The organism is Roseivivax jejudonensis (genome assembly GCF_900172265.1).
Classification (GTDB): Bacteria; Pseudomonadota; Alphaproteobacteria; order Rhodobacterales; family Rhodobacteraceae; genus Roseivivax; species Roseivivax jejudonensis.
Genome location: NZ_FWFK01000005.1, coordinates 90,475 through 106,085 on the forward strand (window position 1 = coordinate 90,475; position 15,611 = coordinate 106,085).

At 68.9% G+C, this 15,611-nt stretch carries 17 protein-coding genes; 7 read left to right on the plus strand and 10 right to left on the minus strand.

Features of this window, described 5'->3' with window-relative positions; all coding sequences use genetic code 11:
* Positions 1 to 29 precede the first annotated feature (29 nt).
* From ROJ8625_RS14005 to rfbC, 6 genes are all read right to left on the minus strand, one after another.
* Complete coding sequence (locus tag ROJ8625_RS14005; RefSeq protein ID WP_085792534.1) at positions 30 to 1,352, minus strand: UDP-glucose dehydrogenase family protein; 1,323 nt, start codon at positions 1,350 to 1,352, stop codon at positions 30 to 32.
* Between the two features lie 94 nt (positions 1,353 to 1,446).
* Complete coding sequence (locus ROJ8625_RS14010; protein ID WP_085792535.1) at positions 1,447 to 2,382, minus strand: glycosyltransferase family 2 protein; 936 nt, start codon at positions 2,380 to 2,382, stop codon at positions 1,447 to 1,449.
* Between the two features lie 17 nt (positions 2,383 to 2,399).
* Complete coding sequence (gene rfbA, locus ROJ8625_RS14015) at positions 2,400 to 3,269, minus strand: glucose-1-phosphate thymidylyltransferase RfbA (protein WP_085792536.1); 870 nt, start codon at positions 3,267 to 3,269, stop codon at positions 2,400 to 2,402.
* Entirely contained in the window at positions 3,266 to 4,123 is an 858-nt protein-coding gene (gene rfbD, locus ROJ8625_RS14020; protein ID WP_085792537.1) for a dTDP-4-dehydrorhamnose reductase, read from the minus strand. Before rfbD ends, rfbA begins: the two co-directional genes overlap by 4 nt.
* Positions 4,124 to 4,160: 37 nt before the next feature.
* On the minus strand, positions 4,161 to 5,213 hold the full coding sequence (gene rfbB, locus ROJ8625_RS14025) for a dTDP-glucose 4,6-dehydratase (protein WP_085792538.1): 1,053 nt from the start codon (positions 5,211 to 5,213) through the stop codon (positions 4,161 to 4,163).
* A gap of 49 nt (positions 5,214 to 5,262) precedes the next feature.
* A complete protein-coding gene (rfbC, locus tag ROJ8625_RS14030) occupies positions 5,263 to 5,835 on the minus strand; it encodes a dTDP-4-dehydrorhamnose 3,5-epimerase (RefSeq protein ID WP_306372294.1) in 573 nt (190 codons plus the stop codon).
* Between the two features lie 198 nt (positions 5,836 to 6,033).
* Here rfbC and ROJ8625_RS14035 point away from each other — a divergent pair, with 198 nt between their 5' ends.
* From ROJ8625_RS14035 to ROJ8625_RS14065, 7 genes are all read left to right on the plus strand, one after another.
* A complete protein-coding gene (locus tag ROJ8625_RS14035; protein ID WP_085792540.1) occupies positions 6,034 to 7,089 on the plus strand; it encodes a DUF2793 domain-containing protein in 1,056 nt (351 codons plus the stop codon).
* 173 nt (positions 7,090 to 7,262) lie between these two features.
* Positions 7,263 to 7,676 carry a c-type cytochrome gene (locus tag ROJ8625_RS14040; protein WP_143535132.1) on the plus strand — a complete coding sequence of 138 codons (414 nt, stop codon included), beginning with the start codon at positions 7,263 to 7,265 and terminating at the stop codon, positions 7,674 to 7,676.
* A 205-nt stretch (positions 7,677 to 7,881) separates the two neighbouring features.
* Complete coding sequence (locus ROJ8625_RS14045; protein ID WP_085792541.1) at positions 7,882 to 8,847, plus strand: ABC transporter substrate-binding protein; 966 nt, start codon at positions 7,882 to 7,884, stop codon at positions 8,845 to 8,847.
* A gap of 9 nt (positions 8,848 to 8,856) precedes the next feature.
* Entirely contained in the window at positions 8,857 to 9,606 is a 750-nt protein-coding gene (locus ROJ8625_RS14050; RefSeq protein WP_085792542.1) for an ABC transporter permease, read from the plus strand.
* Positions 9,603 to 10,223 carry an ABC transporter ATP-binding protein gene (locus ROJ8625_RS14055; RefSeq protein ID WP_085792810.1) on the plus strand — a complete coding sequence of 207 codons (621 nt, stop codon included), beginning with the start codon at positions 9,603 to 9,605 and terminating at the stop codon, positions 10,221 to 10,223. The genes ROJ8625_RS14050 and ROJ8625_RS14055 overlap by 4 nt, the downstream gene beginning before the upstream one ends.
* Positions 10,220 to 10,651 (plus strand): cupredoxin domain-containing protein, encoded by a 432-nt coding sequence (locus tag ROJ8625_RS14060; RefSeq protein WP_085792543.1) that lies wholly within the window; start codon positions 10,220 to 10,222, stop codon positions 10,649 to 10,651. The genes ROJ8625_RS14055 and ROJ8625_RS14060 overlap by 4 nt, the downstream gene beginning before the upstream one ends.
* Before the next feature lie 165 nt (positions 10,652 to 10,816).
* On the plus strand, positions 10,817 to 12,004 hold the full coding sequence (locus tag ROJ8625_RS14065; protein ID WP_085792544.1) for an MFS transporter: 1,188 nt from the start codon (positions 10,817 to 10,819) through the stop codon (positions 12,002 to 12,004).
* A 7-nt stretch (positions 12,005 to 12,011) separates the two neighbouring features.
* Here the strand turns inward: ROJ8625_RS14065 and ROJ8625_RS14070 are convergent, their stop codons facing one another.
* From ROJ8625_RS14070 to crtD, 4 genes are read right to left on the minus strand one after another with little or no spacing between them, the layout of a single operon-like run.
* The gene (locus ROJ8625_RS14070) at positions 12,012 to 12,725 is read right to left on the minus strand and encodes an LrgB family protein (protein WP_085792545.1); all 714 of its coding nucleotides are present in this window, start codon (positions 12,723 to 12,725) and stop codon (positions 12,012 to 12,014) included.
* Entirely contained in the window at positions 12,718 to 13,083 is a 366-nt protein-coding gene (locus tag ROJ8625_RS14075) for a CidA/LrgA family protein (protein WP_085792546.1), read from the minus strand. The genes ROJ8625_RS14070 and ROJ8625_RS14075 overlap by 8 nt, the downstream gene beginning before the upstream one ends.
* Before the next feature lie 57 nt (positions 13,084 to 13,140).
* Positions 13,141 to 13,965 carry a carotenoid 1,2-hydratase gene (gene crtC / locus ROJ8625_RS14080; protein ID WP_503128379.1) on the minus strand — a complete coding sequence of 275 codons (825 nt, stop codon included), beginning with the start codon at positions 13,963 to 13,965 and terminating at the stop codon, positions 13,141 to 13,143.
* Between the two features lie 5 nt (positions 13,966 to 13,970).
* Positions 13,971 to 15,557 (minus strand): 1-hydroxycarotenoid 3,4-desaturase CrtD, encoded by a 1,587-nt coding sequence (gene crtD, locus ROJ8625_RS14085; RefSeq protein ID WP_085792547.1) that lies wholly within the window; start codon positions 15,555 to 15,557, stop codon positions 13,971 to 13,973.
* Positions 15,558 to 15,611 lie beyond the last annotated feature (54 nt).

A 15,611-nucleotide genomic window follows, 5' to 3' on the forward strand; every position in this document is an offset into this window, starting at 1 on the left:
CGTGCGCGGGGTTTCGACGACCGGCCGGCTCACATCGCGGCGCCGGCCACGCGCCCGACGCTGTCGTAGGCGGTAAAGCCGGCGGCGCGCGCATCCTCGAGCGTATACACGTTGCGCAGATCCGCCATACGCTTGCCACGCATGGATTGCGCGATCCGCGACAGATCGAGCGCGCGGAACTCGTTCCACTCGGTCAGCACGACCAACAGGTCCGCTTCCGCCGCGGCGGTGTAGGGATCGTCGTGCCACGCGACCCCCGGCAGCAGCGCCTCGCCCTCGCGGCGGCCCTGCGGATCGGTCACGCGCACCGTTGCGCCGCCGCCCACCATTGCCGGCACGATCGTCAGCGACGGCGCATCGCGCATGTCGTCGGTGTTCGGCTTGAAGGTCACGCCCAGCACCGCGATCGTCTTGCCGTTGAAGCTGCCGCCGCAGAGATCGAGAAGCTTGTCGACCATCCGCCGCTTTGTCTCCTCGTTGACCTTGATCACGGTCTCGGTGATCTGCATCGGGCTGGCATGCTCCTGACCGATCCGGGCGAGCGCCTTCGTATCCTTGGGAAAGCACGACCCGCCGTAGCCCGGGCCCGCGTGCAGGAAGGTCTTGCCGATGCGCCCGTCGAGGCCCATGCCCTTCGACACTTCCTTCACGTTCGCGCCGACCTTTTCGCACAGGGCGGCGATCTCGTTGATGAAGGTGATCTTCGTCGCCAAAAAGGCGTTCGCGGCGTACTTGATCATCTCCGCCGATTCGAGGTCCGTGGTCACGATCGGGAACTCGCGCAGATAGAGCGGGCGATAGATCTCCTCCATCACCTTGCCGGCGCGCTCGGTCTCCACGCCGACGACCACGCGGTCGGGCTTCATGAAGTCGTCGATCGCCGCGCCCTCGCGCAGAAACTCGGGGTTGGAGGCCACGTCGAAGTCGAGCTCGGGGTTCGCCGCGGCGACCACCTCGCGCACCTTCGCGTTGGTGCCGACCGGGACCGTCGACTTGGTGACGATCACCACGTAGTCGGTCGCCGCCCTGGCGATCTGCTCGGCCGCCGCCATCACGTAGGTGAGGTCCGCATGGCCGTCGCCGCGCCGCGTCGGCGTGCCCACGGCGATGAACACCGCGCCGGCGCCGTTGATCGCCTTGGACAGATCGCCGGTGAAGGTGAGGCGCCCGGACTCCACGTTCTTGGCCATCAGCACGTCGAGCCCCGGCTCGAAGATCGGGACCTCGCCGCGCTCGAGCTTGGCGACCTTCTCGGGGTTGCTGTCGACGCACGCGACCTCGTGCCCGAAGTCGGAGAAGCAGACCCCCGAGACGAGGCCAACATAGCCGGTGCCGATCATCGCGATTTTCATGGCCGGTCCTTCGATCCCGTTCGATGCGCCGCCGGGTTTGGCCGAGCCGGGCGTCAAGGTCAACGTGGCGCGCGCAAAGCTCCGCTCGCGCGTGTCACAGGCGGTTCAGGACCGCCGCGATCCAGAGTGCCAGCGTCGCCAGCAGGCTCTGCCGGTAGAGACCCAGCCGCCGCAGCGCGATCAGCCGTTGCACCAGCGGCGCCGCCCGCATTGCAGCGAACTCTTCGACAAGGCGGCGCGCCTCGGGCGTCAGACGCCCGGACGAGGCGCGCAGCGCCGCGATGTTCGTGCTGTTCCATTCGTGGAACGTCCCGTCGAGGATCATGCGCACCCTCTTCATCCGCTCCAGCGCGCTGTCGTTGGCGCCGATCTGGTTGCCGCCGTGCTGCCGGTAGAGAAGCGTCGGCGCATCGTCGTGCACGATCGTCCCGCCGGCGCCCGCGATAATCTGGTAGCACCACCAGTCGTGCACGATCACCGCGTCCGGCTCTTGCGCTGCGGCCTGCAGGAGAGTCCGAGCCGCCGGGTTCATCAAGAGCGTGTTGCCCGCGACGACGTTCTGCACCAGCGCGTTCGCGAAGCCGAGCGGCCGCGGCCGCGGCGGCGACCGCCGCAGCGGCTGGCCGTCCGGATCGGCGATCCAGCTGCGCGAGCAGAACAGTGCGGGGTGATCCTCCGGCACCTGTGCGAGGGCCGCGACCCCACGTTCGAGCCGGTCGGGAAGCCAGATGTCGTCCTGGTCGGCAAAGGCGACCCAGCGCGGCGCGTCTTGCGGCAGATGCGTGAGAAGCGACATGAAGTTCGCCGCCGCGCCCCGGCGCGGCCCGTCCGACAGCGTGACCGGGTGCGACTCTCCGAACGTCTGCAGAACCGCGCGGCTGTTGTCGCTCGATCCGTCGTCCGCCGCGAAGAGCCGCCAGCGCGCATGCGTCTGCCCGGCGATGCTGTCGAGTTGTTCCGCCAGATGCGCGCCGCCATTGTAGACGGCCATCAGGATCGCGACCTCGGGCGGATCGGGACGGTCGGTCATCGGAGCGCGCGCGGTCTTCAGACGATTCGCTGCAGGTAGCGGCCGTAATCGTTCTTGCGGAACATCTCGGCGCGCTCCTTCAGCGCGGCCCGGTCGATCCACCCGGCATGAAAGGCGATCTCCTCGAGACAGCCGGTCTGCTGCCCCTGTCGCTTCTCCAGCGTCCGCACGAAGTTGCCCGCGTCCAGAAGGCTCTCGTGCGTGCCGGTATCGAGCCAGGCATAGCCCCGGCCCATCCGCTTCACGTCAAGCTGCCCCTCGTGCAGGTACATCTCCAGCAGGGTGGTGATCTCGAGCTCGCCCCGCGCGGAGGGTGTGACCTGCCTGGCGCGATCGGGCGCCGTGCCGTCGAGGAAGTAGAGCCCCGTCACCGCGTAGTTCGACGGCGGCACTTCGGGCTTTTCGACGATCGAGGTGGCGTTCATGTCGGCGTCGAAATCGACCACGCCGTACCGCTCCGGATCCGCGACGTGATAACCGAAGACCGTCCCGCCGGTCTCCCGCCGATCGGCCTCGGCCAGAAGTTCGGGCAGCGAGTGCCCGTAGAAGATGTTATCGCCGAGGACCAGCGCCGACGGCGCCCCGGCAAGGAACGACTCCGCCAGGATGAAGGCCTGCGCCAGCCCGTCCGGTGACGGCTGGACCACGTAGGTCAGAGACACGCCCCATTGCGATCCGTCGCCGAGGACGCGGCGAAACTGCTCCTGGTCCTCCGGGGTGGTGATGACACAGATCTCTCGGATCCCCGCGAGCATCAGCACCGAGAGCGGGTAGTATATCATCGGCTTGTCGTAGATCGGCAGAAGCTGCTTCGACACGCCCATCGTGATCGGATACAGCCGCGTTCCGGAGCCGCCCGCCAGAATGATACCCTTGCGCTGCGTCATGCCTTCGCTCCCAGCTCGGTCAGGATGTCGGAGAGGCCCGCGCGCCAGTCGGGCCGCGCGATGCCGAAAGTCGCGGTCGTCGTGCCCATGTCCATGCGGGAATTGGCCGGCCGCGCTGCGGGTGTCGGAAACTCCGACGAGGGGATGTCGGCAACCTCGGGCGACAGTCCGGCCTGCGCGAAGATCTCGCGCGCGAAGTCGGCCCAGCTGACGTCGGGGCCGCCGGCGAAATGGTAGATGCCGGTCTTGCCCGGATCGGCGATCAGCTGGTCCGCAATGCCGAGGCAGGCGCGCGCGATGTCGGCCGCCGGCGTCGGCCCGCCAACCTGGTCGGCGACGATGGTCAGCCGGTCGCGCTCCGCGCCGAGCCGCAGCATCGTCTTTACGAAGTTCTTGCCATGCGCCGACACCACCCATGATGTCCGCAGGATCGCGTGCGTCCCACCGGCGTCGCGCACCGCCTGCTCTCCGGCGAGCTTCGTGCGCCCGTAGGCGCCAAGCGGCGCGGTCGCCGCGTCGGGCGCGAACGGCGCCGTGCCGCTGCCGTCGAACACGTAGTCGGTCGAGATGTGCACGAGCGGAATGCCCGCGGCGGACGCCGCGCGCGCCATCGCTTCGGGCGCGCCGGCGTTGATCTTCAGCGCGTCGCCTTCCTGCTCCTCCGCGGCGTCCACGGCGGTCCAGGCGGCAGCGTTGATGACAGCCTCCCACGTGCCGCCCGCGATCGCCGCGGCGCAGGTGCCGGGATCGGTCAGGTCGGCCTCGTCGCGCCCGAGGCACCGCACGCGGTCGCCGCCGTGGCGCGAGAGTTCCGTCGCCACCTGCCCGGTCCGGCCGAAGACGAGAATGGTCATGGATGCGTGCCTTTCCTTGCCCCTCGGTGCGCGCGGTTCAACCGCCGGTACCAAGCCGTTGGCCGACGCCGTCGCGGTCCTGCAACGCACGCCACCACTCCTCGTTCTCGAGGTACCAGTCCACGGTCCGCGCGAGCCCCTGCTCCAGCGTCACCGACGGGCGCCAACCGAGCTCGTCGCGGATCCGGGTCGGATCGATCGCGTAGCGCAGGTCGTGGCCGGGCCGATCGGACACGAAGACGATCTGTTCCGCGTATTCGCGGTTTCCCGGACGTTTTTCGTCGAGGATGGTACAAATCTTACGAACCAGGTCGATGTTCCGGACCTCGTTTTCGCCCCCGATATTGTAGCTGCGCCCGACCTCTCCGCGCTGCACCACGGTCAGCAGCGCATCCGCGTGATCCTCCACGAAGAGCCAGTCGCGCACGTTATCGCCCGCGCCGTAGACCGGGATCGGCGCCCCGGCCAGCGCGTTCAGGATGACCACCGGAATCAGCTTCTCGGGAAAGTGGAAGGGCCCGTAATTGTTGGAACAATTGGTCAGGACAATCGGCAGGCCGTAGGTCTCGTGCCATGCCCGCACGAGGTGGTCGGAGCTCGCCTTGGACGCCGAGTAGGGCGAGCGCGGGTCATAGGGCGTGGCCTCGGTGAATTGTCCATCGGTCTCCGGATCCGGCCCGAGCGAGCCGAACACTTCGTCGGTCGAGATGTGGTGAAACCGGAAGCCGTCGGGTTTTCCCTTGCGAGTCCAATGGCTTCGCGCCGCCTCGAGCAGATGGAAGGTGCCCATCACATTGGTTTCGACGAACGTGCCCGGACCGTCGATCGAGCGGTCGACATGGCTTTCGGCGGCAAGGTGCATCACCGCGTCGGGATCGTGGCGTGCGAAGATCCCGTCGAGCGCCGCTCGATCCCGAATGTCAGCCTTTTCAAACATGTAGTTCGGATCGTCGGCGACCTCGGCGACGTTGTCGAGGCACGCCGCGTAGGTCAGCGCATCGACGTTGACGACCGCGTGCCCGTCGCGGATCGCCTGCCGCACCACCGCCGAGCCGATGAACCCGGCGCCCCCGGTCACCAGAAGTTTCATTCAGAGCACTCCGCCTGGCGTTCAATATTTGAAATCAATACGTTGAGTATCACGCGGGGGCCTCGTGATAATCGAAGGGCGTGTTAAACTCCGCCAGCGTCGGCGCCGCTCGGTCCTTGTCCGACAGCACCGCATCCTCCGGAGCGATCCCCCAGTCGATGCCGATCTCCGGATCGTCCCAGCGCACCGCGCCATCGTGCTCCGGCGAATAGTAATCCGAACACTTGTAGACGATCTCCGTCTCCGGCGCGCGGGTCACGAAGCCGTGCAGGAATCCTTTGGGGACAAGGAGTTGCTTTCCATTCTCGAACGACAGCTCCACGCCGATCCACTGGCCGAAGGTCGGCGATCCGCGCCGGATATCCACCGCCACGTCGTAGAGCGCGCCGCGCCCGCACCGAACGAGCTTGTCCTGCGCCATCGGCGGCGCCTGGAAGTGCAGTCCGCGCACCGTGCCCACCTGCTCCGACAGCGAGTGGTTGTCCTGCACGAAATCGATGTCGATCCCGTTCTCCGACAGCCGCTTGCGGTTCCAGCTTTCGCTGAAGAAGCCGCGCGCGTCGCCGAAGCGGCGCGGCGTCAGGATGAGCACACCGGGCAGGGCGGTCTTCTCGATCTCGATCATGGTGCGGGCGCCGTCCTGTTTGGTCGAACTATCGGGTCCGGCTCTCCCTTACCCGGCTTCGGCGCGCGCGGAAAGCCCGCGGCGGCGGGTCATCGGGAGGCTCGGCGCTGGCGCAACGCGCGGCCGGTTAGGCCCACCTTGGTGCGTCTCGGCGAAGCCTCGGGCCAATCCTTCCGGTTTCCTGAAAGGCCTGCCATGTCGGATACCTCGCCCAATCTCGCGCTGCCCTACCTCGCCCCCGCGCAGGCGCAGAAGCACGTCACGGTGAACGAAGCGTTGACACTGCTCGACATCCTCGCCCGGCTCAGCGTCCTCGGGTTCGCGGCGGAAACGCCGCCGCCGATGCCCGAAGAGGGTGAGGTCTGGGCCCTCGGGCCCGCGCCGAGCGGCGACTGGGCCGGGCAGGCGGAGGGCACGCTCGCGGCGTTTGCAGATGGCGCGTGGCTGTTTCTGCCGCCCCGGCCCGGCTGGGCGGCCGCGCTGCGGACGGGACCCGAGATCCGGGTCTGGGACGGCACCGCGTGGCGCGCCGCCGATATCGGGTCCGGCACGCCCGACACCCTCGGGGTGGGCACCTCCGCGGATGCGGCGAACCCGTTGTCCGTGCGTGGCCCGGGGGTGCTCTTCACGCATGCCGATGGCGATCACCGGATCACCGTGAACAAGGGCGCCGCGGGCGATACCGCGTCCCTGCTGTTCCAGAGCGGTTATTCCGGGCGGGCCGAAATGGGGCTTGCCGGGACTGACAACTGGTCTCTCAAGGTGTCGCCCGACGGCACCGCGTGGACCGAAGCGCTCGTCGTCGACGCGGTGACGGGTCGGGCCACGGGTGCGGCTGTGCAATCCGCCCCCGAAGATGCGGCGCCCGGCAAGCTGATGCGGGCAGACTGGGGCTACGGCCGCGCCACGCTCGTCGGCACCGTGAGCGAGGCGGGCGGCCAGCCCACAGGCGCGGCGATCGAGACCGGATCGACATCTTCCGGCAGCTACACCCGATTCGCCGATGGCACGCAGGTCTGTCGCATCTCGGGCCTTGCCACGGTCTCGGGCGATGCCGCGCTCTGGACCTACCCCGCCCCGTTCGTTGCGCCGCCGGCGGTGATTGTCACCTGCCGCTCCGGCACGGTGCCGCGGATCGCGACGACCGCCGCGCGCAGCGCCACCTCGACCGAAATCCGCAGCTTCGACCTCGGCGGCAGCGAGGCGGTGACACCCGAGTGCGACGTCATCGCGGAGGGCCGCTGGTTCTGATCTGCGGAGCGTGGTGAGCCCCCATCGCATCGACGCGCACGATCGTGCTTGCGGAACAAGGTGTGAGAAAGGATGTGACGTTTCGCCCAGTTCCGCTAACACTTTTGACCGTGACCACCCCGCGTGGCACGGCCGAAACGGCTGAAACGACGATGTCGCAAGGAAGGAAGACCATGCTCAACAAACTGCTCGCCGCCACGTTCGCCGTGGCACTGCCAGCCGGAGCCGCCTTGGCGCAGGACGCAGGCGATCCCGAGGCTGGCGAACGCGTGTTCCGCAAGTGCCAGGCCTGTCACATGGTCGGCGACGACGCGCAGAATCGCGTTGGCCCGCAGCTGAACGACGTCATCGGCCGCACGGCCGGCACGCTCGACGGGTTCAACTATTCCGACGCTATGGTCGCGAAGGGCGAGGAAGGTCTCGTCTGGAACGCGGAAACGCTCCAGCCCTATCTCGAGAACCCGCGCGGCTACGTCGAAGGCACCAAGATGTCGTTCGCCGGTCTGCGCAAGGAAGAAGAGCGCGCGGACGTGATCGCCTACCTGCAGCAGTACTCCGAAGAGGGTGCGGGCGGCGAAGGCTCCTGATCGAATTCGGGCGCCGCGGCCACCGCGGCGCCCCGAACCGCTCCGGTCGCCCGACGCGTCCGGAGCGTTCGCGCCGCCGCCGTGACGGGCGCCGCGCGGGCGGCATCATCCCTCCGACATACGTCTAATCGACTTGCCTCCCCGGGCCGATCAGTCTCGGTCCGAGTGCCGGCGCCTGCCATGCGTCGCGCGAGGGAGGACCATCATGAAACGCCTTGTCGCCGCCGCCGTGGCGGTCGTCTGTCTTTGCCTGCCGGCCACCGCCCAGGAGCGGCCGGTGATCCGCGCCGCGGTGCTGGAGATCGGCACGGTCAACTGGGAGCTGGCCACCATCGTCGAGGAGGGTCTCGACGAAAAGCACGGCTTCGCGCTCGAGATCCTGCCCTACGCCGACAACGGCGCGACCCGTGTCGCGGTCGAAGGTGGCGCTGCCGACATGGCCGTGGCCGACTGGATATGGGTGGCGCGTCAGCGCGCGGCCGGGAAAGACTACGTATACATCCCGTATTCCAAGGCGGTCGGCGCGCTGCTCGTGCCCGACGACAGCGCGGCGCAATCGCTGAAGGACCTTGCCGGCGGGCGCATCGGGATCGCCGGCGGGCCGCTCGACAAGTCCTGGCTGATCCTGCGGGCCTACGCGACGCGCGTGCAGGAATTCGACCTCGCGGCGGAGACCGAGCAGGTCTACGGCGCGCCGCCGCTCATCTTCAAATCCGGTCTGTCGGGCGAGTTCGACGGGGCGATCAACTTCTGGCACTTCCTGGCCAAGATGAAGGCCGGTGGAATGCGCGAGCTGGTGAACGTGGAAACCGCCGCGACGGAGCTCGGGCTCGATCCCGACCTGCCGCTGCTCGGCTACTACATGAAGGAAGACTTCCTGGCCGAGAACCCCGACCTCGCGCGGAACTTCCACGCCGCGAGCCGGGACGCGAAAGCGCTACTGGCCGAGAGCCCGGAAGCATGGGAGCGGCTGCGCCCGAGGATGAACGCACAGAGCGATGCACAGTTCGAGACGCTCAAGGCCGATTGGCTCGCCGGGGCGCCGGACGAGGCGCCGATCGATCCGCGCGCGGCCGAAGAGTTCCTGTCGGTCATGCACGAACTCGGTGGCGAAGAGCTCGTCGGCGAGGCCACGACCCTGCCCGAGGGCCTGTTCGCCGACCTGGAGTGATCGCGAGCGATGACCGATCCGCGTGCCGTCACCGCGCTCTCGCTGACCGGGTTGCTGCTCTTGTGGGTGGTGGCGGCGGGCCTGACGGCGGATCCGTCCGTCCTGCCGGCCCCCGGCGCGCTGATCGGGCCGTTCGTGGCCGAGCTGGCCTCCGGTGACCTGCTCTACCACCTCTGGCGCACGCTTGTGCGCGTGGCCTGGGCATTCGCATTGGCGATGGCGCTGGGCGTCGCGCTCGGCCTGGCGATGGGACGGTCGGAGCGGGTGAACCGCTGGCTCGATCCGTGGCTCGTGGTGTTTCTCAACCTGCCCGCGCTCGTGCTGATCGTGCTGTGTTATCTCTGGATCGGCCTGAACGAGATGGCGGCGATCATCGCGGTGACCCTGAACAAGGTGCCCAATGTCGCCACGGTGATACGCGAAGGTGCGCGGGCGCTCGACCCGGACCTCGACGCGATGGCGCGGGTCTACCGGATGCGGTGGCAGGTCCGGCTGCGGCATGTCGTGCTGCCGCAACTCGCGCCCTTCATCGCCGCGGCGGCGCGGTCGGGCATCGCCGTGATCTGGAAGATCGTGCTGGTGGTCGAGTTCCTCGGCAGGTCGTCGGGCATCGGCTTCAAGATCCACATGTACTTTCAGCTATTCGACGTGGCGATGGTTCTGGTCTACGCGCTGTCCTTCATCACGGTGATGCTGACGATCGAATGGGCCGTGCTGCAACCGTGGGAACGGCGCGTCAGACGCTGGCGCACCGCATGATCCACGTCGATATCCGTGAAAAACGCTTCGGTGACACGCGCATCCTGAGCCACGTCGCCTTCGAGGTCGCGGCGGGCGAGACGGTCGCGGTGCTGGGGCCTTCGGGAATCGGCAAGACCACGCTCCTGCGCATCGTGGCCGGCATCGACCCCGAGTTCGAGGGCACCGTCGCGGCGCCCGAGCGGCGCGCGATCGTGTTCCAGGAACCGACGCTGCTGCGCTGGCGAAGCGCGCTGCGCAACCTCACCCTGATCCATCCCGATCTGAGCGAGGCCGACGCCCGCGCGATCCTTGCCAAGGTCGGGCTGGGCGACCGCGCCGACGCCTTCCCGATGCAGCTGTCGCTGGGTCAGCAACGGCGGCTCGCGCTGGCGCGCGCCGTCGCCGGTCAGCCCGAGATGCTGGTCCTCGACGAACCCTTCGTGTCGCTCGACCCCGCGACGGCGGACGCGATGCTGGATCTGACCGCCACGCTTCTGACGGAGGTTCGCCCGGCAACCCTCTTCGTGACCCATGATCGCACCGAGGCCGACCGGCTCCAGGCGCGCGTCATCGAGCTCCGCGGGCGACCTGCGACGCTCGCACCACACCTTGTCCAGAATGGGAGATTGCCATGAAGACATTTTCGCTTGCCGCGGCCGCGGCTCTGATCGCCGGGGGGGCCGCAGCCCATGATCTCGGTTTTGCCGGCCTGCTGTCGAACACCAACCAGGGAGACGAGATTCCCGAACTGACGCTCGCCACAGGGCAGCCGCTCTCCGACGGGCCGATCGAGCTCGAGTCGGGCCGGCTCTACGAGCTGGAGATCGAGGCGGACGGCTCGGCCGAGTTGGCGCTGGAAGGCGCGGGGTTCTTCCGCAACATCTGGATCAACGAAATCGTCATCAACGGGCTCGAGATCCGGCCTTACGGCATCGACTCGGTCGAGTTCGACCAGGCCGGCACGATGGAGATCGAGTTCATCGCCATCAAACCGGGTCAGTACTATTTGCGGATTCCGAACACCGACGGCGATACCCAGCGCGTGGATATCACCATCCGCTGAGGCCCGATCCGGCCATTATCCACGATCATCTTTGCATCTGGGTCAGGGCGCCTATGCGCCCGGTCCGCTTGTCGCATCGCGACCCCGGCCCCACTATTGGCGCTAACGCTGCATTGCAGCATAGATCGTCGATCGTCCGTCCATCGTCCGCACCCGGAGGCCGCCATGCACAGCGACCGCGCGCGTCATGCGCTGACCATTCTTTCGCTGGCCCTCGGCGCGTTCGCGATCGGCGTGTCCGAATTCGCGGCGATGGGGGTCTTGCCGTTCTACGCCACCGATTTCGGCGTGACCGAACCTGTCGCCGGTCACGCCATCAGCGCCTACGCGCTGGGCGTGGTCATCGGCGCGCCGGTGCTTGCCGTGCTGTGCGCGCGACTGCGGCGTCGCGCCGTCCTCATCGCCATGATTCTCGCCTTCGGCGCGGCGAACCTCCTTGGCGCCATTGCACCGTCGATGGGCCTGCTGACAGGTTCGCGGGTCCTCGCCGGGCTGCCGCACGGCGCCTATCTCGGCATTGCGATGCTGTTCGCGGCGGATCTGCTGCCGCGCGGGCAGCGAGCGCGCGGCGTGGCGCAGGTCCTCCTCGGGCTGACGCTCGCCAACGTGATCGGCGTTCCCGCCGCCAGCGCGATCGGCCAGACTGTCGGATGGCGCAGCCTTTTCGTGATCGTGGCAGGGATCTCGGTGATCTCCGCGTTCATGATCGCGCGCGTCGCGCCGGACCCGGATCCGGCCGAGGGCGCCAGCCCGCTGCGCGAGCTGGGCGCGCTGGGCAATCGCGGCGTCTGGCTGACGCTGGCAGTCGGCGCGGTGGGGTTCGGCGGCGTTTTCGCCGTCTACTCGTTCTTTTCCGCGGCACTGATCGATGCCGGAAACGCGCCCGCGTGGGCCATCCCGGCGTCGCTGTCGCTGTTCGGCGTGGGCGCGACCGTCGGCAACGTCATCGCCGGCCGCCTTGCGGCATGGTCGCAGATCGGGGGCGCGCTGGTGCTCCTGCTCGGCATGATCGCGACGGCGCTGCTCTACGCGGCGGTGATGGGATCCTGGCCGCTGATGGCAGTGTCGGTGGCGCTTCTGGGGTCGACTGCGGGCCTTGTCGTGCCGCTGCAGACCCGGCTGATGGACGTTGCGGGCGACGCGCAGACGCTGGCTGCCGCGCTGAACCACGCGGCCTTCAACCTCGCCAACGCGCTCGGCCCGTTCTTTGCCGGGATGGCCCTGTCGGCCGGGTATGGCTGGGCCTCGACCGGGTATGTCGGTGCGGCACTATCGGCCGCGGGCGTCGGTGTCCTCGGGCTTGCGTGGCTCGACACGCGGCGTCGGCCGGGCGCGCTCGTCCCCGCGCAATAGACGCGCTTTATATCAGCGCGACGACAAGCGGCGCCAGGATCGCCGTCAGCACCGCGTTGAGCCCCATGCCGATGCCCGAGAACGCGCCGGCCGTCGAGTTGACGCGGAACGCGTGCGCCGTCCCGATGCCGTGCGCCGCGAGGCCGACGGCGAAGCCACGCGCGCGCCAATCCCGGATGCCGAGCGCGTTCAGCATCGGTGTCGCCACCACGGCGCCGGTGATTCCCGTCAGGATGACAAGGACCGCGGTGAGCGACGGCACGCCGCCGATCGCCTCGCTCACGCCGAGCGCCACGGGCGCCGTGGCTGATTTCGGCGCGAGCGACAGCAGCGTGTCGCCCCGGACGCCGAGTGCCCAGGCGATGCCGAGGGCCGAGAGGATCGCGGTCAGCGACCCGGCCAGCAGCGCCCCAGCCATCGGCAGCAACGTCCGGCGCACCCGCCCGAAATTGTCATGAAGCGGCAGCGCCAGCGCCACGGTGGCGGGCCCGAGCATGAAATGCACGAACTGCGCGCCCTCGAAATACGTGCCGTAGGGCGTCGACGTGACGGTCAGCACCGCTGACAACAGGATCACCGCCAGCAGAACCGGATTGGCCAAAGGATGGCGGCCCGCCATCTCCGACAGCCGTTCGGCGGCGATGTAGGCCAAGAGCGTGACCGTCAGCCACAGGAGCGGATCGCGCGCGAGATAGGACCAGAGCGCGACCGCCTCATCCATCGTCGGGCTCCTCCGCCGCGCCGGTGAGGCGCGCGAGCGCGAGGAACGCACCGACGCCGGCAAGGATCGCGAGGACCGTGGACCCAATGAGGGCTGCGGCCAGCGCGGGCCCATCCGCGCCGAAGGTCGACAGGTGCGCCGTCACCCCGACACCCGCCGGAACGAAGAGCAGCGACAGGTGCGCCAGAAGGCCGGAGCATGTCTCGCGCATCCGGTCGGCGATGTCGGGCCGGATCATGAACAGGACAAACAGCCCGGCCAGACCGAGGACCGGCCCCGGGATCGACAGCGCCGCGGCGCGGGCCACGGTTTCCCCCGCAAGCTGGAACACCAGCAACACGGCGAGTGTGCGGATCATGAACGCTCCCCTTTCGGTTCGGCACAAGGCTGACCCGGTTCGCCGGACGGGGGCAAGTCAGTCGCGAAAGGTCCAGCGCGGCCGCCGCGGCACCCTGAGCGCGATCATCGGCTTCAGCCATGGCGAGGCAAAGCGATCGAGGTCGAGCGCCTCGTGCACGCCGACGGTGCGGTGTCCGGACAGGGTGGTCTCGACCATCGCACGGGAATAGAACGGCGCCTCCAGCATCGGCTTGACCTGTCGCGGCGTGCTGCCGGCATCGCCGCGCGTGGTGCGCCGCACCTGCCACAGCGTGCGGCGCATCGGGCGCAGCGGTGGAGGTGTCACCGTCTCAACCCGGCCGTCGGGTGCAAAGCGGGCCGCGCTGGCCAAATGGGTGCCGTCCCGCCGGTCCGCGTCGTAGAAGCAGAGCGTGCCGTCGCCGTCGGGGAAGCGGCCCCATGTCCAGTGTGAAAAATCTGCCTCGAGCGCCCGGGTGCCGAAATTGCCGTCGAGGTAGCCGTGGCCATCCCATGTCCAGCCCTCCGCCTCGAGGTCGACGGCGATCCGCGCGACCGGCGCGAACGGGCGCCAGACATGCGCGCCGTCGGGCGTCAACGGCATCTCCACGTCCGTGATCGCAGCCGGGACGAGTCTCACCGTGCCGCGCACCCGCCCCGGCAGGGGCGGCGCCGCTATCTCGTCGATCCGGACCGTCAGCGACGTGCCATCCCATTCGAGGGCGGAGGGCCCGACCTCGAATCGTTGCGCCGAGTGTCGCAGCGCGTCGCGGCCGCGATCGGTCATGGTAAAGCGTCCGCCCCGGCCGTAGGTCGCAACGTTGACGCAAACGTGGTTTTCGGGATCGCGCCGCCCGGACCACCGGTACCACGGCGAAAACACGGACCCTATGAAGGCGATGATCGAGATGGCGCGTTCGCCATCGTCGCTGATCCCGTCGACATACCACCAGGCATAGCCGTCGGGCGGGACGGCGAGCGCGAAGCATGGTCCGTCAGAATCGCCGCGGCCGCGTGCCGTCCGGAAAGCGCCGCCATCGGCACGCCGGCCCCCGGGTGCACTCCGCCCCCCGCGAGGTAGAGGCCCCGCATCCGGCTCCGCGCCGTCGGCCTGCGAAACGCCGCCATCATCCCGTGAGGGCTCGGCCCGTACAGGGAACCGGCGCTGCCCGGAAACCGTGCCGCGAAATCCCGCGGGGTCGTGAGTGCGCGCGGCTCCGGCATCGGCGACACTCTGGCTCCGAATCGGGCCAGCATTCCAAACGTGCGTGTCAGACATGCCTCGAACTCCTCCTCCGCGGCGGTGTTCTGCGCGAGGGGCGGCGCATTCACGATGATTTCGAACCGCTCTGTCGCATCCGGGTCGCGGCCGGTGCCGCGGTCCTCGGCGCAGACGTAGAGCGTGGGGTCGGGTGCGGGGCGACCGCGCGCGATGTCGGCAAATTCCGGTGCCGGGTCTCCGCGGAAGAATACGTTATGGTGGACCAGCCCCGGCCCGTCCCAGCGGGCGCGGAACGACCAGACTCGAGCCGACAGACTGCGTGGTGCGCGTGCGGCGGCGGGCGCGGCGGATCGGGCATCGGGCCCGAGCGCGCCGTCGGCCAGTGCGCGGGGATCGCCGTTGAAGACCACCGATCCGGCCGGAAGGATGCGGCCGTTGTCGAGCCGCACGCCGGTCACGCCGTCGCTGTCGCTCAGGATCGCCGTCGCGCTGCGCCCGAGGATCACGCGGCCGCCGTTTTCCCCGATCAGGCGCGCGATCTCGGCCGCGAGGCCCGACATGCCCTCTGCGATCGCCCAGACGCCGGCGGCCTCCGCATGCCAGACCAGCGACAGGAGGGCAGGCGTCCGCCCCGGATCGCCGCCGACATACGTGGCGTAGCGCGCAAAAAGCTGGGCGAGGCGCGGATCGAAAAAGCTCTTGCGTGCCAGCCCGGCGAGCGACCGGCCCGGCGCCATCGCGGGCAGAAGCCCCGGATCGGACAGGAATCGGCGCGCCAGCGCGCGCGGATCCGGGGCAGAGGCCCGCATGACCGGATCGAGAAAGGCATCGTGAAGCCGCGCGGCACGTGCGGAAAACGCGCGGAAGTCCGCCTCGGCGCGCGCTCCGGCGAAGGCCCGGATGGCTGCCGCGCTGGCATCGGGGTCGGCGTGAAGATCGAGACGCGATCCGTCGGGCCAGAAATGCCGCGCGAGTATATCCTGCCGGACCAGGGTCAGCCGGTCCTCCAGCCCTGCGCCGGCGGCCTCGAACAGCGCGTCGAAGACCCACCGCATCGTCAGGACCGTCGGCCCGGCCTCGACCCCGTCGATGCGGCGCATCTTGCCGCCCGGCGCCGCGGCCGGATCGACCAGGGTCACGTCGCGCCCGGCGGCGGCAAGCGTGAGCCCGGCGGTCAGCCCGCCGATTCCGGCGCCTATGACGACGACCGGGCCACCGGGCCCGGCCAAGGGGGGTGTGTCGAGTCGGGACATGTCACAATCCTTGACAGCCTCGGGCGCACTGTCCAGTCTGATTTACACACGTGT

Bases quoted from the DNA above. Each gene is read 5' to 3' on its own strand.
- ROJ8625_RS14005 (WP_085792534.1), bottom strand. From the start codon at position 1,352: ATGAAAATCGCGATGATCGGCACCGGCTATGTTGGCCTCGTCTCGGGG.
- ROJ8625_RS14075 (WP_085792546.1), bottom strand. From the start codon at position 13,083: ATGATCCGCACACTCGCCGTGTTGCTGGTGTTCCAGCTTGCGGGGGAA.
- ROJ8625_RS14040 (WP_143535132.1), top strand. From the start codon at position 7,263: ATGCTCAACAAACTGCTCGCCGCCACGTTCGCCGTGGCACTGCCAGCC.
- ROJ8625_RS14010 (WP_085792535.1), bottom strand. From the start codon at position 2,382: ATGACCGACCGTCCCGATCCGCCCGAGGTCGCGATCCTGATGGCCGTC.
- crtD (WP_085792547.1), bottom strand. From the start codon at position 15,557: ATGTCCCGACTCGACACACCCCCCTTGGCCGGGCCCGGTGGCCCGGTC.
- ROJ8625_RS14055 (WP_085792810.1), top strand. From the start codon at position 9,603: ATGATCCACGTCGATATCCGTGAAAAACGCTTCGGTGACACGCGCATC.
- ROJ8625_RS14045 (WP_085792541.1), top strand. From the start codon at position 7,882: ATGAAACGCCTTGTCGCCGCCGCCGTGGCGGTCGTCTGTCTTTGCCTG.
- rfbA (WP_085792536.1), bottom strand. From the start codon at position 3,269: ATGACGCAGCGCAAGGGTATCATTCTGGCGGGCGGCTCCGGAACGCGG.
- ROJ8625_RS14050 (WP_085792542.1), top strand. From the start codon at position 8,857: ATGACCGATCCGCGTGCCGTCACCGCGCTCTCGCTGACCGGGTTGCTG.
- ROJ8625_RS14065 (WP_085792544.1), top strand. From the start codon at position 10,817: ATGCACAGCGACCGCGCGCGTCATGCGCTGACCATTCTTTCGCTGGCC.
- ROJ8625_RS14035 (WP_085792540.1), top strand. From the start codon at position 6,034: ATGTCGGATACCTCGCCCAATCTCGCGCTGCCCTACCTCGCCCCCGCG.
- ROJ8625_RS14070 (WP_085792545.1), bottom strand. From the start codon at position 12,725: ATGGATGAGGCGGTCGCGCTCTGGTCCTATCTCGCGCGCGATCCGCTC.
- rfbD (WP_085792537.1), bottom strand. From the start codon at position 4,123: ATGACCATTCTCGTCTTCGGCCGGACCGGGCAGGTGGCGACGGAACTC.
- rfbB (WP_085792538.1), bottom strand. From the start codon at position 5,213: ATGAAACTTCTGGTGACCGGGGGCGCCGGGTTCATCGGCTCGGCGGTG.
- ROJ8625_RS14060 (WP_085792543.1), top strand. From the start codon at position 10,220: ATGAAGACATTTTCGCTTGCCGCGGCCGCGGCTCTGATCGCCGGGGGG.